Source organism: Paenibacillus lemnae (genome assembly GCF_012933385.1).
Taxonomy (GTDB): domain Bacteria; phylum Bacillota; class Bacilli; order Paenibacillales; family Paenibacillaceae; genus Paenibacillus_AQ; species Paenibacillus_AQ lemnae.
Genome location: NZ_JABBPN010000002.1, coordinates 314,280 through 339,161, shown reverse-complemented (window position 1 = coordinate 339,161; position 24,882 = coordinate 314,280). Strand labels below are relative to the sequence as shown.

Genomic DNA, 24,882 nt, shown 5'->3' with positions numbered 1-24,882 from the left:
GGCATACTTCGCGCGCCGGAATACTCTTTTGAGACAGCCCCTTTTCTTTCCACATGGAGCATCTCAACAAATGTATGTTATAAAGGAAGTAGCAAAGGCAGCTGGACTAGGAAGATATCCATGGCGGCTGCAGGGAGGTTTTATATCAATGAATATCATTCAACAGAAGAAGGATGAACGCACCCGGGTGGTGTATATCCATATTCCGTTTTGTACAAATAAATGTTTTTACTGTGATTTCAATTCTTATGTGCTGAAGGATCAGCCAGTCATGGATTATTTGCGGGCACTGGACCGGGAGATGGAAATGACAGTACAGGCCCAGCCGCCAGGAAGTATTTCCAGTATTTTTGTAGGGGGAGGAACACCTACTGTACTGAAGCCGGATGAAATGCAGTTCTTTTTGAATTCAGTGAGAAAGCATTTTCCGGACTGGGATGAGAATATCGAGTTTTCGATGGAGGCCAATCCCGGCACAACCGATCTCGAGAAACTGTCTGTCATGAGGGAAGGCGGGGTTAATCGTGTGAGCTTTGGTGTTCAGGCATTTCAGAATGAGCTGCTGAGCGGCATCGGACGTATTCATAATACAGATGATGTATATCGGAGTTTGGAGAATGCGAGAGCGGCTGGTTTTCAAAATATGTCCATTGACCTGATGTTCGGTTTGCCGAATCAAACGGTGGACATGCTGTCCGAAAGTGTGACCAAAGCACTTGAACTAGGGCTTCCCCACTACTCCATTTACAGCTTGAAGGTGGAGGAGAATACACTCTTTCATACGATGTACCAAAAAAACCAGCTGCCGCTTCCAGACGAGGAAGACGAGCTGAATATGTACCTCTTGCTCATGAATCGAATGTCAGAAGCCGGATACCGGCAGTATGAGATCAGCAACTTTTCGAAACCAGGGTACGAGAGCCGGCATAATATGGCGTATTGGCTGAATGAGGACTATTATGGCCTGGGAGCCGGTGCTCACGGTTACATCGGCCGCCAGCGGCATGTCAATGTGAAAGGTGTAAATCCGTATATTGAAGCCGTTAATCAAGGGCTGCCGCGTCTGAATACACTGGACATTCCGCGTGAGGAGGCGATGGAGGATTTCCTGATGGTCGGTCTGCGCGTGCTGGATGGCATATCGCGTGCCCGATTTGAGCAGCAATTCGGAGCTTCCATGGATCAGACCTTTGCTGCACCGCTGGAGAAGCTGGTTCATGCAGGTTTGCTGGATACGACGGATGAGGGATATAAGCTGAGCTCGAAGGGGATTTTGTTTGGAAACGACGTGTTTGGCGAGTTTATCGGCAGTTTAACGGGGAATTAATCTATTGAACTTGTATACGTCCTGTTGTATATTTATTCATACATATATGACGGAGCGCGTAAAGGAGAGACGGTAGAATGTCAGCCGTATGCAGAAAAGCCACACTGGACGATGTGGAGCCGCTGTACCAGATGATTCAGGGATATGCCGAGAAAGGGATCATGCTGCCGCGGTCAAGAAAAGTGCTGGAAAGACAGATTAATGAGTTTGTAGTTGCCGAATCGGAAGGAAACGTTATCGGATGCGGATCTTTATGCCAGCTCGGAAGTGACTTGGTTGAGATCCGTTCCCTTGGTATTTCAGAAGGACATAAAGGGCAGGGAATCGGTTCCATGCTGGTGGATCGTCTGATTGAAGAAGCCAAGGAGCGCGAGCTTCCCAAGATCATGGCATTGACATATGAAGTTTCTTTTTTCCTCAAAAACGGATTTTCAATTGTGGAGAAAGAAATCTTCCCTGAAAAAGTATGGACGGACTGCATTCATTGCAGCAAGCAGCACGCATGTGATGAGATCGCCGTTTTGAAAAAATTGAATTAGAAAGTCATGCGTAGAAGTACCGAACTGACTTGACAATGCTCAGCTCAGTTTGGTATTTTTGTAATATCGGTTAGCACTCGAAGCTGATGAGTGCTAACGACAAAACAAAACTTCAGTCAGCAAGGAGGGAACGAGATGTTAACAGATCGACAGCGCATGATTCTAAACGCCATCGTCGACGACTATATCCGCTCGGCAGAGCCCGTCGGTTCACGAAGCATATCCAAACGCGGAGATGTTGCATACAGTCCGGCGACGATTCGCAATGAAATGGCAGACCTGGAGGAGCTCGGGTTTCTGGAACAGCCGCATACTTCAGCAGGCCGTATTCCATCGCATAAAGGATACCGCTATTATGTGGATCATCTTACGTCATCGTTTTTGTTCAACCCATCCGAGCTGAAGGTGATGAAAACTTTTTTTGCCGAGAAGCTGAATGCAATGGAACAGATGATCCAGCATGCTTCCGGTATTTTGTCTCAAATGACGAACTATACTTCCATCCTTTTGGGACCGGAAGTTTTTCATACGTCCCTGCGTCATTTTCAACTCCTTCCGTTAAATGAAAGTACAGCGGTTGCGATTATTGTGACGAGTACGGGACAGGTGGAGAACAAGACTGTATCCATCCCTCCCGGGGTATCCATTCAAGATATGGAGCAAGTCGTGAACCTGCTGAACAGCAAATTGAGCAATGTTCCGCTGTATAAGCTGAAGTCCAGGCTGTACTCCGAGCTGGGTCAGGAAATGCAGAGACATATTGACCATTATGAACAACTGATGAAGATGCTCGATGAGTCGCTGGATAACGGTGAGCAGGAACATAAAGTCTATCTCAGCGGGACGACGAACATGCTGAATCAGCCGGAATTTCGGGATGTCGACAAGGTAAGGAACATTTTTGAACTGCTTGAGCAGACACCGACTTTGATGAAAATGATGGCTCCGGCTTCCGGAGATTCCGGGATTCAGGTACGGATTGGTACTGAAAACAATCATGCTGCTTTTGAACACTGCAGTCTGATTACAGCCACCTACTCGGCGGACGGGAAAGCAATCGGCACGATTGGGATTCTGGGGCCGACCCGTATGGAATACGCCCGGGTGATCGGCATACTGAACGTATTATCAGGAGATTTGACCCGGTTGCTTTCACACTGGTACAAGTAAAGGGAGTGTGGCGGTTTGAGTCAGAGTAATCAGTCTCATGGAGACGGCGATGAACGTCATTCAACATTGATAAATAACAGCACTGCCGTGCGTGCCGTTACCTCGGCCGTTGAGGGAACTCTGGGCCCCAAGGGACTGGACGTCATGCTGGTAGGACCTCGAGGCGAAGTCGTTATAACGAACGATGGAGTGACCATACTGGATAAGATGGACGTAACTCATCCCGCAGCGCGTTTGCTGATCCAGGTCGCCAGGGCACAGCAGCAGAAGATCGGCGATGGAACGACGACCGCAACGGTGCTTGCGGGTGCACTGGTTCAAGAGGGTGTGGACCGGATTGTCAAAGGCGTACCGGCGTCCAAGGTCGTGGAGGGGATGAGACAGGGCATCGATATGGCCCTGGAGCTGCTTTCTAAACGATCAAGGAGTATTGACGGACTGCATGATCCGCTTCTGGAGCGAACTGCCTATGTAGCCGGAAGGGAACGGCGGGATGTGGTCAACCTCGTCATGGAGGCTGCATCCCGCTCAGGTTTGCAGCGGCTTCGGGATCCGTCATATCATCTGGCCGACAGTATCATCGCTCTGGAGAAGGCGGATAATGAAGTTTTCGAAGGCATTTTGCTCCGGCAAAAACCTTTATTTGCAAAAGAACAGCTTCAATATGAGGATGCTAAGGTTCTCGTACTGATGGATGGTCTGGAACCCGATGATCTTGACGAGGAAGCGATAAGCACAGAAGCCGGCTTTTCCCGGTATATGGACATACGGCAGGTATTTGCTTCAGATCTTACACGCCTCGCCGAAATAGGTGTCAAGGTGATCCTGCTGGAGAAGGGAGCACACCCGGATGCCGAGCAGTTCTGTCTGGATCACGGGATTCTCGTGGTGCCAAGAGTATCCCGCGCCGATTTAAGGCGTGTATGTGATATGACTGGCGCTGTTCCGGTCCGACGGGCAGCGCTGCATAAGGACCGTGATGTTTTGGCATCTGTGCTTGGACACACTCCCAAGGCTTCGTATGATGATACGCTGGAGCGTGTCCGTATTGCAGCGGGAGATCAGGGCGTGAAGGTCGTCACGGTCATCGTAGGTGCAAGCACCTCGGAGGTCGTCGGTGAAGCGGCCAGAATCGCCGGCGATGCAGCCTCTGCTCTTCAGGCGGCCGCGGCCGGCGGTGTACTGCCGGGAGGAGGGACAAGCGAGCTTGCGGTTTCTTATGAACTGGAGCGTTACCGCGAAGCTCAAAAAGGGATGGAGGCTTTCGGAATTGAAGCCGTATCTGCTGCCCTTCGGCGTCCCATGTCCCAGATTCTGCTGAATGCCGGGTATAATCCGCTGGAGAAGATGGAAGAAGTTCGGGCGGCACAGATCGTCACAGGGTCTGATTCGATGGGCATAGACTGTGATACCGGCATCGTGGTGGATTATGAGGAGCGCGGCATTATGGATCCGGCACCGGTCAAGCTGCATGGTCTTCGTGCAGCGGGAGAAGTCGCAGCGGCCGTGCTGCGAATACATCATGTTATCAAGATGCGGGATGCTGCAGGCCCGGATGATTGATCCTATAAGGAATACAAATCGTACACATAATGATTAGGAGGTGGAGTTCATCTTGAATAACGAACAGGGAACCAACGTTCAGGAAGAAATGCAAGAAGAACATAATACACAGGACGAAACACTGCACCAGGAAAATCAGGGTCACAGTGAGACCGAGTCTGCAGAACCTATTGAGGGTGCTGCTGGCGGTGCTGTGGATCAGGAAGTAGAGTCGCTGAAGGAGGAGCTTGCCGAAACACAGCAGCGCGCACTGCGTGCTCAGGCGGATTTTGACAACTTCCGCAGACGGACTCAGAAAGAAAAGGAAGAGCTGGCCAAATATGCTTCTTCCAAGCTGATCACAGAACTGATTCCGGTGATCGACAACTTTGAACGTGCGCTTGCGGCTTCAAATGTGGATCCTGAATCGGACTCGCTGGTAAAAGGGGTCAATATGATTTTCCGTCAGCTGGAAGGCGTTCTAAATGCTGAAGGGCTTCAGGCGATGGAAAGTGTAGGCCAGCCTTTCAACCCTGAATTTCACCAGGCGATTATGCAGGTGGAAAGCGATGAGCATGAAGAGGGTATCGTTGTCGAAGAGGTTCAAAAAGGGTATATGCTGAAAGATAAGGTACTTCGTCCGGCCATGGTAAAGGTAAGCAGCTAAGCTTTAGCGAAGTGCTTTTCGCGCCAGCCGGCTTCAATCTAACACATAAATAGATATCAATCGCACATTAGACGTGCGTTAAATGATGAAGGAGGATTTTTTTCATGAGTAAAGTAATCGGTATTGACTTGGGTACAACCAACTCCTGTGTAGCAGTAATGGAAGGCGGAGAAGCAGTCGTCATTCCAAATCCGGAGGGCGCACGCACAACCCCTTCCGTAGTAGGTTTCAAAAAAGACGGAGAGCGTATTGTAGGTGACACGGCGAAACGCCAGGCAATCACGAACCCTGACCGCACGATCATCTCCATCAAACGTCACATGGGTACCAACCATAAGGAAAGCATTGACGGCAAGGAATTTACACCTCAAGAAATTTCCGCTATCATTCTGCAAAAGCTGAAATCCGATGCCGAAGCTTACCTCGGCCAAACGGTAACTCAAGCGGTTATTACTGTTCCAGCTTATTTCAACGACAGCCAGCGTCAAGCAACGAAAGATGCAGGTAAAATTGCGGGTCTGGAAGTTCTGCGTATTGTCAATGAACCAACAGCAGCCGCTCTTGCATACGGTATGGAGAAATCCGAAGATCAAACAATCCTGGTATATGACCTGGGCGGCGGTACGTTTGACGTATCCATTCTGGAACTGGGCGACGGCTTCTTCGAAGTTAAAGCAACCAGCGGAGATAACAAGCTCGGCGGTGACGATTTCGACCAAGTTATCATCGACTATCTGGTAGCTGAGTTCAAGAAAGAGCAGGGCATTGATCTGAGCAAAGACAAAGGGGCAGTACAACGTCTGAAAGATGCTGCTGAAAAAGCGAAAAAAGAACTATCCGGCGTTCTGACTACATCTATCTCGCTTCCGTTCATTACCGTGGCTGACGGCGTGCCGCAGCACTTGGAGATCAACCTCACCCGTGCGAAGTTCGAAGAAATCTCGGCTTCTCTCGTAGAACGTACACTTGCACCTACACGTCAAGCATTGAAAGATGCAGGCATGACAGCAAGTGATATCAACAAAGTCGTTCTGGTTGGCGGATCGACCCGTATTCCGGCTGTACAGGAAGCAATCAAGAAGCTGACAGGGCAGGATCCTCATAAAGGCGTGAATCCTGATGAAGTCGTAGCTCTGGGTGCTGCTGTTCAAGCAGGTGTCCTGACCGGTGATGTGAAAGACGTCGTTCTTCTGGACGTAACTCCACTGTCCCTCGGTATTGAGACAGCTGGCGGCGTATTTACGAAAATGATCGAGCGCAACACCACGATCCCGACAAGCAAATCTCAGGTGTTCTCCACCTATGCAGATAATCAGCCTAGCGTTGAAATTCATGTTCTTCAAGGTGAGCGTGAAATGGCTGCAGGCAACAAAACACTGGGACGTTTCATGCTGGGAGACATTCCACCAGCACCACGCGGCGTGCCTCAAATCGAAGTGTCCTTCGACATCGATGCGAACGGTATTGTTAACGTTTCTGCTACGGACAAAGGCACAGGCAAGAGCCAGAAGATCACCATTACCTCTTCCAGCGGCCTGAGTGATGAAGAAGTAGAACAAATGATGAAGGATGCCGAGCTGCATGCAGATGAAGACAAGAAGCGTAAAGAGCTTGTCGAAGCCCGCAATAATGCAGATCAGCTTGTGTACACCACCGAGAAAACGCTGAAAGATCTGGGTGACAAGGTCGATGCTTCCGAGATTGACAATGCAAATGAAGCCAAGGAAAAAGTGAAAAAAGCTCTGGAATCCGAGAATGTAGAGGAAATCAACGCAGCTACTGAAGAGCTGACACAAATCGTTCAGCAGCTGTCTGTCAAGCTGTATGAGCAGGCAGCTCAAGCGGAGCAGGGTGAAGCTGCACAGGGCCAGGAAGGTTCTGCGAAGAAAGATAACGTGGTTGATGCTGACTACGAGGTTGTTGACGAGGACAAGAACAAAGGTTAAGCTGAATCAATTGAGTCAGGGAAAAGTCAAAGCGCGAGTCCCGCACTTTGACTTTCCTTTTGTCCAGCGAGAGATATATTGAATGGGGGTGGAACCGTGGCTGATAAAAGAGATTATTACGAAGTGCTCGGCGTGGCGAAGGATGCTTCGGAGGATGATATCAAGAAGTCGTACCGAAAGCTGGCGCGGCAGTATCATCCGGATGTAAACAAAGCCGAGGATGCGGAAACCAAATTCAAGGAAGTAAAAGAAGCTTACGATGTGCTGAGCAACGGCCAGCAGCGTGCGCGCTATGATCAATACGGCCATGTTGACCCGAATCAGGGTATGGGCGGAGGCGGATTCTCCGGTGATTTTGGCGGCGGATTCGGAGATATATTCGACATGTTCTTCGGTGGAAATGGCCGGCGTGATCCGAATGCACCGCAGCGCGGTAACGATCTGCAGTACACAATGACGGTAGAGTTTAAGGAAGCGGTGTTTGGCAAGGAAACCGATATTACCATTCCGAGAACCGAGTCTTGTGATACATGCGGGGGATCAGGCGCCAAGCCAGGTACGAAACCTCAGACCTGCGGCATCTGTCATGGAAGCGGCCAGCAGGAGGTTGTGCAGAATACACCGTTCGGGCGGATGGTGAATCGCCGTGCGTGTTCGAACTGTAATGGTACCGGCACGATCATTAAAGAGAAGTGCGGAACATGTCATGGTAATGGCAAGGTGAAAAAGCAGCGCAAGATCCATGTTCGTGTACCAGGTGGTGTAGACGACGGAGCACAGCTGCGCATGAGCGGAGAAGGCGAAGGCGGTCTGCGCGGCGGTCCGGCAGGAGATCTGTACATCGTCATTCGCGTGAAGCCGCATGATTTCTTCGAGCGTGAAGGTGACGATATCTACTGTGAAATTCCGCTGACTTTTGCTCAGGCTGCATTGGGAGATGAGATTGAAATCCCGACCCTGACAGAAAAAGTCAAGCTGAAGATTCCTGCGGGTACCCAGACAGGCACGTACTTCCGCCTGAAAGGCAAAGGCGTACCGCGTCTGCGCGGGATGGGTCAGGGTGACCAGCATGTGAAGGTCGTTGTCGTTACACCGAGCAAGCTGAGCGATGAACAAAAAGACTTACTGCGCCAGTTTGCCTCCATGGACGGCGAGCAGACACATGAGAATGAGCAGTCCTTTTTTGACCGCGTGAAGAGAGCATTCCGCGGGGATTAGGCAGGATCCAGATGCATGTCTGGGGTAGATAAATATTAAGAAGCGACGGTACAGGGCAGACCTGATATCGCCGCTTCTTTTTTTTGCTATTTGTAGAATTGTAAATAAAGATAACCTGCAAGTGCAATGGTCACGAACAATGAAGCAGTAACAAAAGTAAAGTAACCAGTAGAATTTCCGCGAGGAGTGCGTTTATCGTAGAAACTCGATTTGTGAAATGGACCGCTCCACAATTCTGCAACCAGATTGATTACAACCAGCATGAAATTTTTTAAGGTAAACATGGTTCATCCTCCTTAATTATCACAGCAGTAAATTTATGTTATGGGAAATTATAACATTCAAATAATTCCATATCCAGCTAAACCCGTTTCGAACAAGCTGGGCTTTGGCAAAGTATAAACCTTGGTCCTTCAACACATGCTAAAAAAGGTTCTGATGCGGCATGTGAGACGAGATCTGTGCTCCGACATTTTGTTCTGATAAGCAGGTGAGAGACATGACAGAAAAAAGTATTCTGGCGTATTTTAACACGCCTGAACAAGCTCATGAAGCAGCGGACAAGCTTAAGGCACTGCGTGTGATTGACGTATCGGTTGACCGGTTCAGCGCCTATCCCGGCGGAGGTTTAAATAACCCGATGAATCCGCTGAGCGGGGAAATCACCAGTTTAACCGCTATGACCCAGAATGCAGCGCTCAGCAATATATCGGCCGGAATTTTAGGCGCAGCAGATCCGGGAGCGAGTGGGATGAGTGCCAGCGAGCCGGACGGCCTGCAGGGGCGGGATATTATACTTGCTGTCGTACTGGAAGATACAGTGGCTGATCAGGCTGTAAAGATCATCGAACAGGCCGGAGGCTATATGTAAATGTGAATGTGTGAGTAGCAGAGAAAAAAGGGAGGTGTAAAAGATTATGATGCGTCGAGTAAAACGAGGCAGAATCGCCGATAAAACACAAAAAATGATCGCACTCCAATCCGCGAAAAATGAGGACGTGGAATTTTCTGCACTGGAAGCGGACACAGACGATGTGGAAGCTCTTCGCCGCAGTGAAGCAGCCGACAAGCGCCAGTTGAGAGAAATGTTCGACAATCACGAAAATGGCCCTCAGTAAAGAGAGGTGATATATCGTTTTTAATCTTGAGCTGTTTCCAAAGGATCTTCAGATCTTGCGGAGCAGCTTTTTTTGTGTTGCTGAGGAGGCTAGCTGCACGCCACTACACTTCACAGAATACTTGACGCTACCCACGCGCTGGTGAATAAGCTTGAAAAACAAGCTTATTTCCTCATTTTTCCTACTATACAGCGGTTTAAGCTTGAAAATCAGTCTTAAACCTAGTGGAAAGTCTCCGGGTAGTCGCGAAATCGGGGTGAAGTTGAAAAATAAGCCTGGAAATCAATCTTAATCAGGAAGTGAGCTCTATTTTCACAAAAATAAGATTGGAAAACAATCTTATTCCAGAATGCTGAATGCTGCGGCTGCCCGCCGCGCTAATAGAAAAGCAATCCCTCCCGGATCAGAGCGGCAGCGACTTCATGAGCAGTTACCTAAACAGCCTTACAAATGCCCACCCAGCTGCTTATAAATTTTGTGCGAAGGGTCCTCTGTATAGTACAATATAACGTATGTAAAAATGAGGAGGATCACGTTCAATATGTTATGGCACGAATTGACGATACATACCACGGAGGAAGCCGTGGAGATGATTTCAAACTTTATGCACGAGGCGGGAGCCGGCGGAGTATCCATAGAGGAATCCGCAATTACGAAGAAGAAAAGAGATACTTCATTAGGTCAATGGTATGACGAAATTATACCGTTTAATAATATTCCGGAGGGACAAGCTGTCATTAAGGGTTACTTTTCTGAAGAGATGAATCTGGACAGCATCCAGAACGAAATATCTCCTCGGGTTCAGGAGCTTGCAGATTTCGGCATACGAGCCGGGGACGTTACTTATGAGCAGAGAACGGTGGATGAGGAAGAATGGGCTACAGCCTGGAAGCAGTATTTCAAACCCATAAGGGTTTCGGAACGCTTGACGATCAAACCGACCTGGGAGGATTACACGGTCCAGTCACAGCATGAGCGCATTATTGAACTGGATCCCGGCATGGCTTTTGGCACAGGAGCTCATCCCACCACTGCACTCTGTCTGCGAACCCTGGAGGGTGTGATCTCCGGCGGCGAAGAAGTGATTGATGTCGGGACGGGTTCCGGCATATTGTCCATCGGTGCGGTGCATCTCGGGGCTGCCAGTGTACTCGCTCTGGATCTGGATCCAGTGGCGGTTTCCAGTGCAAAAGAGAATGCTCGGCTTAATGGAATGGATAACCAGATTACTGTGGTCGAAAGCGACCTGCTGTCTGTATTGAAAAACGGCGGGGAATCGGGGCAGCCGCTTGGCGTTACCCTTCCTGTGCAGGTGGTCGTGGCCAACATTTTGGCTGAAGTCATTCTGCTGTTTGTAGATGATGTATACGCAGCGCTGAAGCCGGGAGGCGTCTATATCGCTTCAGGCATTTACAAAAACAAGGTCGAGATCGTAGAACAGGCGCTTACAGCGGCCGGTTTTGAAATTGCGGACGTGGCCCGCGAAGATGACTGGGTAGCGTTCGTCGCGAGAAAGAGGTAGGCCATGGAATTTTTGGACCAGATATTATTTTATCCCATCGAGCGGCTGCCTTTTTTCCTGATTACGCTGATTATCGCTTTTACACTGCATGAATTCTCACACGCCTACTTTGCAAATAAATTCGGAGATCCTACCGCCAAGCTGCTGGGAAGAGTCACGCTCAACCCGGCTGTGCATTTCGATCTGCTGGGCATTATTTTACTGCTGATCGCCGGGTTTGGCTGGGCAAGACCTGTACCCGTCAACCGTGCGAACTTTTCAAACCCCCGCCGAGACAGTATTATTGTCTCTGCAGCGGGTCCGCTGAGCAATTTATTGCTGGCGTTTGTCGGCTGCCTGATCTATGCAGCGTTATATGAGTTTGGTGCATTAAGTGCGATGAGCAATGATCGTGCTGTGGATGCTGTTCATATCTTTTTTGATACGTTTATCGTACTGAACTTTTTCCTGTTCTTGTTTAACCTGATTCCGCTGCCGCCGCTGGACGGCTACCGGATTGTTGAAGAACTGGCACCCCGCAGAATTGCTGCGAAGATGCAGCGGTTCGAGCAGTGGTCGATTCTGATCTTTTTATTAATCATTCTGATTCCCGGGTTTCAGAAATATACGATCCGGCCGATGTATGAGACCGCTTATAGTTTTTCCGTATTTTTCCTGAATATGTTCACTTCCCTGTTCGGGGGTTAGGCCGCCCTGCCAGAGATTACACTGGTCATGGAAGCCTAAAAGAGGTATGATGTAGTTTGGCAATTTTGACATGTTTGATGAGGCAGAACAAAGGTAGGTACACTATGCAGCGATATTTTGTTTCGCCCGGACAGTTTTCTAATCAGAACGTCAGCGTCACGGGTGAAGATGCCAGACATATTACAAAAGTGATGCGGGGCAAGCCGGGAGATACCTTCATCGTTAGCGACGGGGTATCACGGGAAGCACTTGTTGAAATTCAAAAGATAGGTCCTGAAGGCGTTACCGCCGGCATCCTAGAGATGATGGAGATGACACACGAGCCACTGCTCAAAGTAACAGTCGCCCAAAGCCTGCCCAAAGGTGATAAAATGGAGCTTGTCATCCAGAAGTGCACCGAGATCGGGGCCGTTTCATTTGTTCCATTTCTATCAGACCGGACGATTGTCCAGTATGATGCGAAGAAGGAGCAGAAACGACTGGAGCGCTGGCGTAAAATTGTAAAGGAAGCGGCAGAGCAGTCTCACCGGAATGTTGTACCTGAGGTGGAGCAGCCCCTGGGCTGGAAGAAGCTGCTGAGCACCTTTTCTGAATATGACCTGGTATGTTTTTGTTACGAGAAAGAGGACGGTTCTCAGCTGAGAGACGTGCTGAAGCCTTTTGCAGCGCAGAAGCTGACACCAGAGGAGGCGTCTGCCTCACTGCTCCTGATTGTCGGTCCGGAGGGCGGTTTTACGGAAGAAGAGTGCCGTGAAGCTGAAGTTGCCGGAGCGGTATCTGTGGGTCTGGGACGCCGCATTCTGCGGTGTGAGACAGCGGGCATGACCGCACTGGCCTGTGCGCTGTATGAATTTGGAGAAATGGGGGGAGTTTGATATGCCATCCGTAGCGTTTTATACGTTGGGTTGCAAAGTCAATTTTTACGATACCGAAGCCATCTGGCAGCTTTTCAAAAATGAAGGCTACGAACAGGTGGATTTCGAACAAACCGCTGACGTTTATTTGATCAATACTTGTCATGTGACCAATACAGGGGATAAAAAAAGCCGGCAGATGATTCGCCGTGCCGTGCGCCGTAACCCAGACGCCATCGTGGCCGTAACAGGCTGTTATGCACAGACTTCACCTGCGGAAATCCTCGATATTCCCGGTGTAGATCTGGTTGTCGGCAACCAGGACCGTGATAAAATCATGGAGTTCGTCCATGAGATTGAACAGACACGCCAGCCGATAAATGCGGTTCGAAACATCATGAAGACCCGGGCATTTGAAGAGATGGACGTGCCTGATTTTGCCGATCGTACCCGTGCGTTCCTGAAAATTCAGGACGGCTGCAACAACTTTTGCACATTTTGTATCATTCCTTGGTCCCGCGGCCTTTCCCGTAGCCGGGATCCTCAGAGTATCCTCCGCCAAGCCAATCAGCTGGTTGCGGCAGGCTACAAGGAAATTGTGCTGACCGGCATCCATACCGGCGGCTACGGAGATGATCTGGAGAACTACCGTTTATCCGATCTGTTGTGGGATCTGGACAAGGTAGAGGGGCTGGAAAGAATTCGGATCAGTTCGATCGAAGCCAGCCAGATTGACGAGGCCATGCTGAACGTGCTGAAGCATTCCTCCAAAATGTGCCGGCATCTTCATATCCCGCTCCAGGCGGGGGATGATACCGTGCTGAAGCGCATGAGACGGAAGTACACGACCGAAGAATTCTTGACCAAAATGAAGCTGATTCGTGAAGCGATGCCGGATCTGGCGATTACAACTGACGTTATTGTCGGGTTCCCAGGAGAAAGTGATGAGATGTTCCAAAACGGTTATGAATTGATGAAAGAAATCGGATTCTCGGAAATGCATGTCTTCCCTTATTCCAAGCGGACCGGTACACCGGCTGCGCGCATGGAAGACCAGGTTGACGATGAAGTGAAGAATGCACGTGTTCACGAGCTGATTGACCTTTCAGAACAGCTGCAGCTTGCGTATGCCCAGCAGTTCGTGGGCAGGGAAGTTGACGTAATTCCGGAACGGGAATACAAAGGCTCACCAGCGGGCGGCAAAATGCAGGGCTACAGCGACAATTACCTGCAGGTTGTTTTTGACGGAGGTCCTGAGCTTGAAGGCCAGGTTTGCCGTGTGAAAATTACCGCAGCCGGTGTAAATGAATGCCAGGGTGAAGTGATCAGCGTGATGGAAAACGGATTGGCTGCCGCTCTTTAATTCAGGAGCGCAGGTCAACCATACAAGGATTTCCTTTTTCGCAAGCAGCGGAGAAGGAAATCCTTGTTGCACATAAAGGAGGGAAATTCAATATGAACCGGAAAGAGATTTCCGCAGGGGGCGTTGTGTACCGCAGCAAGGAGGGAAACCTTCAAATCCAGCTCATTCAGGATCGCTACGGCAAGACCTCCCTCGCAAAAGGAAAAATGGAAGCCGGAGAGACGGTGGAGCAGACCGCGCTTCGCGAAATTTGGGAGGAAACCGGCATTACGGGTGTTATCGTAGCACCGGTGGATATCATCGCCTATACGTATAATCATCCTCAATATGGCGCCGTAGATAAAGAAGTTCACTATTATCTTGTGGAGGCCAAAGAGGGTACGTTGAAGCCGCAGGTAGAGGAAATCAATGGAGTGGATTGGTTTGAGCCGCTTCAAGCCTGGAAAAAACAGCAGTCGAGCGGCTACAGTAACAATGATGCGATCCTCAAACAGGCCTTATCCTTATTAGATATTCACGTATAGTTCTGTGATTTTTTCCAAAATGGAAGATAGCACAGCGGCAGAGCCAGCAGAGAACATACGACATTAAATATCGTCTGAGCGTGGGCAATCTGACCTCCCGGATCGGCAGCGAGAGCTCCAGATACCTCTGTCAGAACATTTAGCAGCGGAGCGAACAGCAGTACGCCGCCGATATTAAGCGCAAGATGAGACCAGGCGACAAATCGACCGGCCGGACCGCTTCCGGCTGCAGCCATCAAAGCAGTGACACATGTGCCGACATTCGAGCCCAGAACAATAGCAACTCCCAGCACGGGAGGCAGGGATCCGCTCAGCGCGAGACTCATGGTCATGGCGATGACCGCAGCGCTGCTGTGCATCAAAGCCGTCAGGGCAGCGCCGGCGATGATTCCCCAGATCATGCTCCGTCCGGCATGTTCCAGAAACCATTGAAATATGCCGAGTTCCTGCAGGGGAGGGCCGATGGACTGCATGATTTTGATGCCCAGCAGCACGAGGGCGAAGCCGGCGACAGCCAGGGTAAGATACTGTGTTTTTTCCAGCCGGGTGATCAACACCGCCGAACGCATGGACCATGTCATTTCGCCTGCAATGACCGCTGCAGCCCATAGAAAGAGTGACAGCAGCAGCAGCGGAAAAGCAGCGGCTCCGATCTGGAGACTGATGAGCTCGGTCGTCAGGGTTGTGCCGATATTCGTGCCCAATATGATGCCAAGCGTACCTGCTTGGCCCAGCAGGCCCGCGTTGGCAAATCCGATGGTCAGCACAGTAACGGCCGAGCTGCTCTGGAGCACAGCTGTAAGAACCGTGCTGGTCAGCATCCCTTTTAAGGGCGTGGAAGTTGCTCTGTTCAGCCATTGATGCAGCATGGGACCTGCCCAGCGCTGCAGGGCGCTCTCCATAATTTTCATGCCCAGAAGAAACAGGACGAGACCGTACAAAACAGGGAACCACAGGGATTGCAGCATGTAATTCTCCTTATCGCAAAAAAGTCATTGGTAATTACATATATGAATCACCGCAGACAGACATGCAGGGTTTGTCCGGTCTGTGGAGATAAAAATCAGGGAGTGAAGACTATGATGCCATCGGTCATTTTGGATCGGAACCGAAAAAAAAGATTGGAGCAGGGGCATCCCTGGATATTCAAAAGTGAAATAGCTTCTGTGGAAGGAGAACCGGCCTCCGGGGATCTGGTTCAGGTGCTGAACCATCAAGGACGTTTTCTGGCATGCGGATATTACAATCATAATTCCCAGATAACAGTAAGGGTTATGTCTTATGAGCCGCTGGAGAAGATGGATACCGGTTTTTTTGCCAACCGCTTTAGAGATTGTTTGAGACACCGGGAACGTTTCTTGAAAGATGACAAGGCGTACAGGCTTGTTTACGGGGAGGCCGACTTTCTTCCGGGCTTAATCGTAGATCGGTTTGACCGTATTCTCGTCGTTCAGCTGCTTACATTGGGCATGGACCGCTGCCGTGAGCAAATAACACAGGCGCTGGTGGAAGTCATACAGCCGGAAGGGATTTACGAGCGAAGCGATGTATCGGTCCGTGAACTGGAAGGGCTGGAGCAGCGCAAGGGCGTGCTGTATGGTAACTGTCCTCGTCATGTCACGGTGTTAGAGAACGGGCTTGAGATCAAGGTGGATATTGAGGAAGGCCAGAAGACCGGCTATTTCTTTGATCAGCGGGAGAACCGTGCATCCATTCAGCCGCTGATGACAGGCTGGGGTGAGCGGAGCGGGATTTCGCTGCAGGAACAGGAACAAGACGGAATCAAGCGGCGTGTGCCCGTCAACAAGAGCGGCAAGGAAGTCACGTTCCCATACTGGGATGGCGCAACCGTGCTGGAGTGCTTCTCACATACCGGAAGCTTTACGCTCAATGCGTGCAAATACGGTGCTAAAAAGGTCACCTGCCTGGATATTTCCGAACATGCGATCCAAAGTGCGCGGGAAAACGTGGAGCTGAACGGCTTTCAGGATAGGGTAGAGTTTGTAGTCGATGATGCGTTTCAATATTTGCGCAATCAGGTTAAAGGCACCGAGGAACGGCAGGAGCGTGCCAAGGGCGATAGCAAGGTTGATACGTCCAAGCCGTTGACAGCCGGAGGAGGACGAACATGGGATGTGGTCATCTTGGATCCGCCCGCCTTTGCCAAAACGAGAGGTGCTGTCAAAGGAGCCTGCAGAGGGTACAAGGATATCAATCTACACGGCATGAAGCTCGTCAATGAAGGCGGGTATCTGGTCACCGCGAGCTGCTCCTATCATATGAAACCGGAGCTGTTCCTGGATACCATCCGTGAAGCAGCACAGGATGCCGGCAAGGTGCTGCGGCTGGTAGAGTGGCGCGCAGCGGGTAAAGATCATCCTCAGATTCTGGGTGTGGAAGAGGGGCATTATCTGAAATTCGCTGTGTTTGAGGTGCGAAGCAAATCCAATTTGTAATACTTGTGATTGGTGATTGAATAAACCGGAGGGGAGTCGCTTCCCTTCCGGTTTATTTGCTTTGGGACACTGCATGAGAGAACTGGGCCTGAATGGGAATGACATCCAAACATACGTTCCAGATGTTCGTTCTTATGTTATACTAAAAGACAGCATCTTGAAGTAAAGAACGGCATTCACCATGAAACTAATATACGGTGATTTTAAATATAACAAGGCTCCCTAAGGGGCGCATTTTTGGGAAGAGGGGGACACCTGAATTGTCCATTCATTTTTTGATCGGCCGTGCAGGAAGCGGCAAAAGTACAAGAATCCGGGAAGACATTTCAAAGCGCCTGGCGGAGGATCCGCAAGGAAATCCGATCATTCTGCTTGTGCCGGAGCAGGGTTCGTTCGAAGCAGAACATGCGCTGGTGACAAGTCCGGGGGTCAAGGGGTCACTGAGGGCGCAAGTGCTCAGCTTCCGCCGACTAGCTTACCGTGTGATGCAGGAAACAGGCGGTTCAGCTAAGGTGACGATTGGTGAAGAGGGCAAACGCATGCTGCTCTACAAGATTATTCAGCGCCGGAAAGATGAGCTGAAGCTCTTCGGTACTTCCGGTGAGCAGATGGGCTTTGTGGGCAAGCTGAGTCAGCTGTATACCGAAATGAAGCGGTACTGCCTGGACGCCTCCTGCGTAGAAGAGCAGCTGGAACACATGGCGGGATCTCCGGGAAGTCCGCCGCTACTTCGGCGCAAGCTGGAGGATATTTTGACGGTATACCGGGATTTCGAGCATGAAATGTCTCCGCTCTACAGCGACGAAGAGGACACATTAGCGGCGCTTGCACAGGGAATCCCGGCATCGTCTTATATCAGGCAGGCGGATATCTGGATTGACGGCTTCAACGGTTTTACACCTCAGGAATACGCGGTGCTCCGTGAGCTGATGTCACACGCCAGCTCTGTCACGGCAGCCCTGACATTGGACAAGCCTTATAGTGAGGGGATGGAGCCGCATGAACTGGATCTTTTTCATCCTACGGCTGTCACTTACATCAAGCTGAGAGGTGCTGCGGAGGAACTGGGTCTGGCCATGGAGCATTCCGTGCTGAGACCCGATCCTCTGCCGCGTTTTCAGCATAGTCCTGCCCTGGCCCATCTGGAACGGGGGTTTGACCGCCGGGTTCCCTGGAATGCAGGTTCGGGGTCAGCAGACCGTCATCCGGAAGGCATCTCGCTGTATGCAGCGGGTAACCGGCGTGCAGAAGTGGAGGGCGCGCTCCGCGAAATGCTGAGACTGTCGAGAGAGGAAGGGGCCCGGTTTCGTGAGATGGCAGTGTTCTCCAGAAATCTGGGGGATTATCAATTCCTGATCGGTCCGCTCTTTCGGGAATACCGTGTGCCTTATTTTCTCGATCAGAAGCGGAGCGAGCTTCATCACCCGCTGGTGGAGTTTATTCGGGCCGCTTTGGATGTTGCTGTACGGCGATGGCGCTATGAGGATGTATTCCGGTGTGTCAAAACCGACCTGCTGCTTCCACTGGATGGATCGATATCACGGGAGGATATGGACCAGCTGGAGAATCATGTCCTCGCTTCCGGCATTCAGGGTTCACGCTGGACAGACGGAAGACCTTGGAAAGGGATGCCCAGCCTGTCACTGGAAGACGGAGAAGCCGGCCGCCGTGAAGAGGGGCTTCAGATGATTGAACGCTGCCGTGATGCGGTTAGAGGTCCCTTGTTTGCTTTTGACAAAAGATTAAAAAAAGGCGCTTCGGCCCGGGACAAATGTACAGCGGTGTTCGCTTTGCTGGAGGATGCCGATATTCCGCAGAAGCTGGAGAAGATGAGCCGTGCTTCTCTCGAAAGCGGCCGGCCGGAGGAGGCGAGAGAGAACCGCCAGGTATGGGGGGCTGTGCTGGATCTGCTGGATCAGCTTGTGGAAATGATGGGCAGCGAGAAATTCAGTGCCGAGACCTTTGCCGGTATTCTGGATACCGGACTCACCGAGCTGGAGCTGGCCCTCGTGCCTCCTTCTCTCGACCAGGTGCTGGTCGGCAGTATGGACCGGACCCGGAGCGGGGATGTGAAATATGTCTTTCTGCTTGGCGTAAATGATGGGGTGATTCCAGCACAGTTTCAGGATGATGGTATCCTGTCCGAGCAGGAGCGTGTATCGCTGGAAGCTTCGGGCATGGAACTGGCGCCGAATATCTCCCGCAGACTGCTGGACGAGCGGTTTGTTATATACTCTGCTCTGACAACGGCAAGCCGTCAGCTGTGGATCAGTTATCCTGCTGCCGATCAAGAAGGCAAGACCCTGCTGCCTTCGGAAATTATCCGTCATTTGAAGCGGATGTTTCCGCTCCAAGAGAAGCTGCTGCCGATCAAGCCTCAAGAAGGGCTGACACCGGAGCAGGAATCTGCCTTCATTGCAGGTGATACGAAGTCTTTGGCTTTTCTTGTGAGCAGACTGCGTGACTGGAGAAACGGGGAACAGCTCCATCCGATGTGGTGGGAAGTGTACAACTGGTTTGCAAGAAGCCCGGTCTGGAAGTCGCAGCTGAGCCTGATGCTGTCTTCACTGTCCTACCGCAATGAGACGCACAGCCTCAAAGAGGAGACGAGCCGGCGATTATACGGCAGCCGGATCCGGACCAGCGTCTCGAGAATGGAACGTTTCGTAGCATGTCCATTTTCACATTTTGCTTCGCATGGCCTTAAGCTCCGGGAACGCCAAATGTACAGGCTTCAGGCACCGGATATCGGTCAGTTATTTCATGCTGCATTGAGTGAAATGGCCGAGCGTTTCCGCAAGCAGGGGGTAAGCTGGGGCGATCTGAGCGCGGATGAATGTCTTCGGGAAGCTGAGGCAACGGTAGACCGTCTTGCACCGAAGCTGCAGGGAGAAATTTTGCTCAGTTCTAAGCGATACGGATATATCTCCCGTAAGCTGAAGAGCATTGTGGGACGTGCTTCGCTCATTCTTGGAGAGCAGTCCAGACGCGGAAGCTTTGAGCCCGTTGGACTGGAATTGGATTTTGGACCAGGGAAAGCCATTCCTCCGCTCGTTTTTGAACTGCCTGGCGGGGTGGAGATGGAGGTTGTAGGCCGGATTGACCGGGTAGATATGGCGAGGGGCGAGAACGGAATTTTGCTGCGGGTCATTGACTACAAGTCAAGCCAGAAAGACCTGAAGCTTCACGAAGTGTACTATGGATTGTCTCTTCAGATGCTCACGTACCTGGACGTCCTGCTCACATTTGCCGAGGATTGGCTCGGGGAAGAGGCACTCCCTGCGGGGACTCTGTATTTCCACGTGCATGATCCTGTGCTGCAGTCACCGAACGGGATGACGGCGGATCAGGCTGCAGAGGAGCTGCTGAAGAGGTTTAAAATGAAAGGACTGCTTCTGGCTGACCGTGATGTCGTATCGCTGATGGATGCCGCGCTGGACAAGGGGCATTCGCCAATAATTCCGGTAGCCGTGAAAGCCGATGGCAGCTTCTACAGCAGCGCTTCGGTAGCGGATCCCGATCAGTGGCAGACGCTGCTGAAGTCCGTCCGCGAGAATATTCTTGACATCGGTTCACGAATAACCGGGGGCGAAGTGGAGATTGAGCCTTACAAGATCCAACAGGAAACAGCCTGTACGTACTGCTCCTACCGCCCTGTGTGCCAGTTCGACGATAGTATGGACAGCAACCGGTACCAGCTGCTTGGCAGGCCTGGGAAGGATCAGATATGGGATCTGCTTGCAAAAGGGAAGGGAGGAAGCTCCAGATGAACAAGATGATGACCAAGCCGGCAGGCAGCATGTGGAGTGACGATCAGTGGCAGGCCATTGCCAGAGGCGGCGATGATATTCTGGTCGCTGCAGCTGCGGGTTCCGGCAAGACGGCGGTGCTGGTGGAGCGCATCATCCGCAAAATTGCGGATGATGCTGAAGGTTTCAGCGTAGACCGCCTGCTCGTGGCTACTTTCACCAAGGCCGCAGCGGCTGAAATGCGGCAGCGGATCCGTGAAGCACTCGATAAAGCACTGGAGAGCGATCCGGACAATGAGCATCTCAGGCGTCAGCTTGCCATGCTGGGACGGGCCTCCATCACGACGCTCCATTCCTTCTGCATGGAAGTCATACGGCGCTACTATCAGCTGATTCCGCTTGATCCCGGATTCCGGATTTTGAATGAGAATGAAGCGAACCTGCTGCGTCAGGATACGCTCGAAGAATTGTTTGAGGAGAAATACGGGGAGGCGGAGCAGGGGGGGAACTTTGTTACTCTTGCCGACTGGTTCAGCGGAGAACGAAGCGACGATGCCTTGTACCGGTTGGTCCAGCGTTTATACGATTTCTCTAGAAGTCATCCTTGGCCGGATGAATGGCTTAGGGAAACAGCCTCGGCATTTCGGATCACAGATACGGAACAGCTCGGTCAGACTGCCTGGGTGCACAGCATCCTGAATGACGCGCAGCTGGCGCTCGCAGGTGCTGCAGGTCTGCTGGAACAGGCCAAAGCCGCGGCCCTTGCGCCGGGTGGACCAGCGCCCTATATCGTAACGATCGAGGAAGATCTGCAGCTGATTACGACTTTGATGGAAGCTGTGCATAACCGTCCATGGGAACATCTTTATGATGTATTTCGGGATGTATCCTTCGGCAAGCTGAAGTCGGTACGGAAAGACGATGTGCTGCCAGAGCTTCAGAACCGTGTCAAGGAACTGCGAGACAATGTGAAGAAGACCGTCAGCGAATTGAAAAATTCCCTGTTTGGGCGCACGGCCTCCCAATTTCTCAGTGAGCTGCATGGTGCAGCGCCGCTGATGGATGAGCTGGTGGAGACCGTTATCGCATTTGCCGATCGTTATCGTGCAGCAAAAGCATCCAAGAGCACCGTCGATTTTAATGATCTGGAGCATTACTGTCTCAAGGTACTGCGTCATGAGGATTCTGTGCCGGGAAATGCCCTGCCTTCAGACGCTGCCATGGAGTATCGCGCCCAGTTTGATGAAGTGCTGCTGGACGAATACCAGGATACGAACAGTGTACAGGAAGAAATTGTACGACTGATTTCCAGACCCTCCCCGGGTAACCGGTTCATGGTGGGCGATGTGAAGCAGAGTATTTACCGTTTTCGGCTGGCAGAGCCGGGCTTGTTTCTTGACAAGTATAAGAGATACATCTCATCATCCGATATGCCGGATGCTCCTGCGGGTGAAGGCACTCGCATTGATCTGGCCCGAAACTTCCGAAGCCGCATGGAAGTGGTTCAAGCCGTTAACATGCTGTTCCGCCAGATTATGAATGAATCTGTAGCAGAGATCGTCTACGACGATCGTGCCGAGCTGGTGTGCGGAGCTTATTTCCCAGATCCTGAACCTGCGGGTCGTTACAGTGGAGACAGCGAAGGGGCAGACTCTGATAAAAGTGCAGATGCAGATGAAGGTGTAGGCATGTATGCACCAGAGCTGCTGCTGATTGACAAGGAGAGCCCCGATGCCGGAGAGCCTTCTGGAACGGAAGACAACACTCCGCCAGGAGCCGTGACTTCAGAGAACGAAGTGGTGGATATCGAAACTGCCCAGCTGGAGGCCCGTGCCATTGCCGGAAGAATCCGTGAGCTGATGGGAGATGGCGGGACACCGATGATGGTGTATGACAAATCTATCAAGAGTATGAGACCGGCAGCGTACGGTGACATTGTCATTTTGCTGAGATCTGTCAGTGTGTGGGCACCGCTGATGATGGAGGAGCTGAGCCAGGAAGGCATACCGACATCGGGTGAACAGAGCCGGGGTTATTTTCAAGCTGTGGAAGTTGAAATTATGTTATGCCTGCTTCAGGTCATCGATAATCCTCGCCAGGATATTCCGCTTGCTTCTGTATTGCGTTCACCTATGGTTGCTCTGAGCGAAGAAGAGCTGGCCCAGGTGCGTTTATGTGCCTCAGGTTCGTTCTATGATGCGATGTCTGCAGCTTTGACGGGGAATTCGCTGGATAGTAAAGATCGCGGAGCAGACACGGCATCAGGAAGCTGGTCGGATGACCTTCAACTTCCTGGATGGACCGAAGCCGCCGCGGGACGGACAGAGCTGGGATTGGCAGAGTTCATACAAGGGACATCAGGACATTCTGGACGGCCGGGTGTTTCCGGCGAGTTGTTCGAGAAGCTTGTGAGATTCCGTGATCGGCTGGAGAGCTGGCGGACTGAAGCGCGTCAAGGCAGTCTGAGTGATTTGATCTGGCGGATTTATAGTGAAACAGGATACCTGGATTGGCTGGGCGGACTTCCAGGAGGGAGTCAGCGACGCGCCAACCTTACGGCCCTCTATGATCGTGCTGTCCAGTATGAGCAGGACACCTCATCCCGTGGATTGTTCCGGTTTCTCACCTTTATATCCCGTATGAAGGATAATGGGGGAGACCTGGGGGCACCTGGAGATACAGAAAGCCAGGGCAACGCCGTCCGGATCATGACCATTCATAAAAGCAAAGGGCTGGAGTTTCCGGTTGTTTTTGTAGCCGGGTTGTCTAAAAACTTTAATCAGCAGGATCTGAACTCCCCGTTTCTTATGCACAAGGAGCTGGGCTTTGGTCCGAAATATGTGGATGAGCAGCTTCGTGTCACGTACCCTACGCTGCCCAATCTGGCGATCCGAAGAAGAGCTCAGATTGAGCTGCTTGCTGAGGAAATGCGGGTGCTGTATGTGGCCCTGACAAGACCGAAGGAGAAGCTGATTCTGGTAGCCTCTGTAAAAAACCTCCTCAAAAAAATCAACGACTGGGCGCACGCAGACAGCTATACGGATCTGCTGCTGCCTGATTATATGCTGGCAAGGGGACGCAGCTACCTGGACTGGATTGGTCCGGCAATCATCCGTCACCCGTCTGCCGCTGTGCTTAGAGAAGCTGCGGAGTTACCGCCTCTTGGTTCAGATCTTCTGTTTCAGCAGGATGGCCTGTGGAATATCACCGTAAAATCGGCGGAGTACCTGATCACCGAACCTCCGCGTCTGAACCAGAGTGATGCTGGCGGAGACAAGAACAGTTTGGACGACGTACGGTCCAGGATAGAGTCATCACTTCTGAAGCGCGAGCCCGTGCAAGAGATTGTATGGCAGGAAGGTGAAAGCCCGCAGGAGAAGAGGGAGGATCTGTACCGCCGCATCAGCTGGAGTTATCCTTTTAGCGCCGCCTCTGGTATTTCTGCTAAAACTTCGGTGACGGAAATGAAAAAGCTGCTTGCGATGCAGGATAGCCCCTCACTGGATCTGACAGAGGAAACAGCAGTACGGCGTAATCTGGAGACAGAGGATACCGGCAAGGGATATACGCTGAACCTGAGACGTCCCAAATTTATGGAAGCTGTGAAGCTGACTCCGGCAGAGAGGGGAACGGTTTATCATACGGTCATGCAGCATATTCCACTTCATGGTGATCTGGATGTTTCCATTGTGCAGCACACGCTGTCAGACCTGCTTCTGAAAGAAATGATTACCAGAGAGCAGGCAGAGGTGGTATCACCGCAGGAAATCGTCGATATGATCTCCTCGGAAGTGGGTGCAAGGCTGGTTCAGGCCGAGCAGATTTGGCGTGAAATGCCGTTTTCTTATGCGCTCCCCGCTTCGGAAGCCTATCAAAATCTGATTTATCTGACTTCATTGCAGCAGGGGGCAAGTTCTTACATTGTGCAGGAACAGCTTGATGAAGAATGTGTTCTGATTCAGGGTGTTGTTGACTGTCTATTCCGGGCCCAAGGAAAGCTGATCCTGCTGGACTACAAAACAGACCGTGTGCTGGAACACCGTGGAGGTATAGAAGCTTTAACGGAACAATATCGGTTTCAATTAGAGCTGTACGCCAAGGCGCTTGAAGACATTTTGGGCGAGCCTATTGCGGAGAGCTGGCTGTACTTTTTTGATGCCGGCCAGGCGGTGCGGCTTTAAAACTTGAATGGAAGGAGTG

General features: G+C 51.3%; 19 protein-coding genes. 17 read left to right on the top strand and 2 right to left on the bottom strand.

The genetic code is table 11. The features are described 5' to 3' along the window. Positions 1-148: 148 nt before the first annotated feature. The 7 genes from hemW (at position 149) to dnaJ (ending at position 8,409) form a co-directional block, all read left to right on the top strand. Positions 149-1,327 carry a radical SAM family heme chaperone HemW gene (gene hemW, locus HII30_RS03525; protein ID WP_169503549.1) on the top strand — a complete coding sequence of 393 codons (1,179 nt, stop codon included), beginning with the start codon at positions 149-151 and terminating at the stop codon, positions 1,325-1,327. 77 nt (positions 1,328-1,404) lie between these two features. Then, positions 1,405-1,866, top strand: a complete 462-nt coding sequence (locus HII30_RS03520; RefSeq protein ID WP_169503547.1) for an N-acetyltransferase — start codon at positions 1,405-1,407, stop codon at positions 1,864-1,866. A gap of 135 nt (positions 1,867-2,001) precedes the next feature. Further along, positions 2,002-3,036 carry a heat-inducible transcriptional repressor HrcA gene (gene hrcA / locus HII30_RS03515; protein ID WP_169503545.1) on the top strand — a complete coding sequence of 345 codons (1,035 nt, stop codon included), beginning with the start codon at positions 2,002-2,004 and terminating at the stop codon, positions 3,034-3,036. Between the two features lie 15 nt (positions 3,037-3,051). Next, a complete protein-coding gene (locus tag HII30_RS03510) occupies positions 3,052-4,599 on the top strand; it encodes a TCP-1/cpn60 chaperonin family protein (protein ID WP_169503543.1) in 1,548 nt (515 codons plus the stop codon). A 52-nt stretch (positions 4,600-4,651) separates the two neighbouring features. After that, positions 4,652-5,245 carry a nucleotide exchange factor GrpE gene (gene grpE, locus HII30_RS03505; RefSeq protein WP_169503541.1) on the top strand — a complete coding sequence of 198 codons (594 nt, stop codon included), beginning with the start codon at positions 4,652-4,654 and terminating at the stop codon, positions 5,243-5,245. A 104-nt stretch (positions 5,246-5,349) separates the two neighbouring features. Then, complete coding sequence (gene dnaK, locus HII30_RS03500; protein WP_169503539.1) at positions 5,350-7,191, top strand: molecular chaperone DnaK; 1,842 nt, start codon at positions 5,350-5,352, stop codon at positions 7,189-7,191. A 96-nt stretch (positions 7,192-7,287) separates the two neighbouring features. Further along, the gene (gene dnaJ, locus HII30_RS03495; RefSeq protein ID WP_169503538.1) at positions 7,288-8,409 is read left to right on the top strand and encodes a molecular chaperone DnaJ; all 1,122 of its coding nucleotides are present in this window, start codon (positions 7,288-7,290) and stop codon (positions 8,407-8,409) included. A gap of 86 nt (positions 8,410-8,495) precedes the next feature. On the opposite strand, the gene HII30_RS03490 is transcribed toward dnaJ, so the two are convergent. Further along, positions 8,496-8,693, bottom strand: a complete 198-nt coding sequence (locus tag HII30_RS03490) for a hypothetical protein (RefSeq protein ID WP_169503537.1) — start codon at positions 8,691-8,693, stop codon at positions 8,496-8,498. A gap of 215 nt (positions 8,694-8,908) precedes the next feature. Here HII30_RS03490 and HII30_RS03485 point away from each other — a divergent pair, with 215 nt between their 5' ends. The 7 genes from HII30_RS03485 to HII30_RS03455 all read left to right on the top strand — a co-directional run bounded on the left by HII30_RS03485 (position 8,909) and on the right by HII30_RS03455 (position 14,477). Further along, on the top strand, positions 8,909-9,280 hold the full coding sequence (locus HII30_RS03485; protein ID WP_169503536.1) for a hypothetical protein: 372 nt from the start codon (positions 8,909-8,911) through the stop codon (positions 9,278-9,280). Between the two features lie 46 nt (positions 9,281-9,326). Further along, entirely contained in the window at positions 9,327-9,527 is a 201-nt protein-coding gene (locus HII30_RS03480; RefSeq protein ID WP_169503535.1) for a YfhD family protein, read from the top strand. 541 nt (positions 9,528-10,068) lie between these two features. Continuing rightward, positions 10,069-11,049, top strand: coding sequence for a 50S ribosomal protein L11 methyltransferase (gene prmA / locus HII30_RS03475; RefSeq protein WP_169503534.1), 981 nt, complete (start codon positions 10,069-10,071; stop codon positions 11,047-11,049). Between the two features lie 3 nt (positions 11,050-11,052). Further along, positions 11,053-11,736, top strand: a complete 684-nt coding sequence (locus HII30_RS03470; RefSeq protein ID WP_169503533.1) for a site-2 protease family protein — start codon at positions 11,053-11,055, stop codon at positions 11,734-11,736. A gap of 104 nt (positions 11,737-11,840) precedes the next feature. Beyond that, the gene (locus tag HII30_RS03465) at positions 11,841-12,611 is read left to right on the top strand and encodes a 16S rRNA (uracil(1498)-N(3))-methyltransferase (RefSeq protein WP_169503532.1); all 771 of its coding nucleotides are present in this window, start codon (positions 11,841-11,843) and stop codon (positions 12,609-12,611) included. A gap of 1 nt (position 12,612) precedes the next feature. Next, positions 12,613-13,953 (top strand): tRNA (N(6)-L-threonylcarbamoyladenosine(37)-C(2))-methylthiotransferase MtaB, encoded by a 1,341-nt coding sequence (mtaB, locus tag HII30_RS03460; protein WP_169503531.1) that lies wholly within the window; start codon positions 12,613-12,615, stop codon positions 13,951-13,953. Between the two features lie 92 nt (positions 13,954-14,045). Then, positions 14,046-14,477 (top strand): NUDIX hydrolase, encoded by a 432-nt coding sequence (locus HII30_RS03455; RefSeq protein ID WP_169503530.1) that lies wholly within the window; start codon positions 14,046-14,048, stop codon positions 14,475-14,477. Here the strand turns inward: HII30_RS03455 and HII30_RS03450 are convergent. After that, the gene (locus HII30_RS03450; RefSeq protein ID WP_169503529.1) at positions 14,468-15,445 is read right to left on the bottom strand and encodes a Na/Pi cotransporter family protein; all 978 of its coding nucleotides are present in this window, start codon (positions 15,443-15,445) and stop codon (positions 14,468-14,470) included. The genes HII30_RS03455 and HII30_RS03450 overlap by 10 nt on opposite strands. A gap of 114 nt (positions 15,446-15,559) precedes the next feature. Here HII30_RS03450 and HII30_RS03445 point away from each other — a divergent pair, with 114 nt between their 5' ends. The 3 genes from HII30_RS03445 to HII30_RS03435 all read left to right on the top strand — a co-directional run bounded on the left by HII30_RS03445 (position 15,560) and on the right by HII30_RS03435 (position 24,863). Further along, complete coding sequence (locus HII30_RS03445) at positions 15,560-16,933, top strand: class I SAM-dependent rRNA methyltransferase (RefSeq protein WP_169503699.1); 1,374 nt, start codon at positions 15,560-15,562, stop codon at positions 16,931-16,933. Between the two features lie 260 nt (positions 16,934-17,193). Next, positions 17,194-20,703: a helicase-exonuclease AddAB subunit AddB gene (gene addB, locus HII30_RS03440; protein ID WP_169503528.1), complete on the top strand. Its 3,510-nt coding sequence runs from the start codon at positions 17,194-17,196 to the stop codon at positions 20,701-20,703. After that, positions 20,700-24,863, top strand: coding sequence for a UvrD-helicase domain-containing protein (locus tag HII30_RS03435; protein WP_169503527.1), 4,164 nt, complete (start codon positions 20,700-20,702; stop codon positions 24,861-24,863). The genes addB and HII30_RS03435 overlap by 4 nt, the downstream gene beginning before the upstream one ends. The last annotated feature ends 19 nt before the right edge of the window (positions 24,864-24,882 follow it).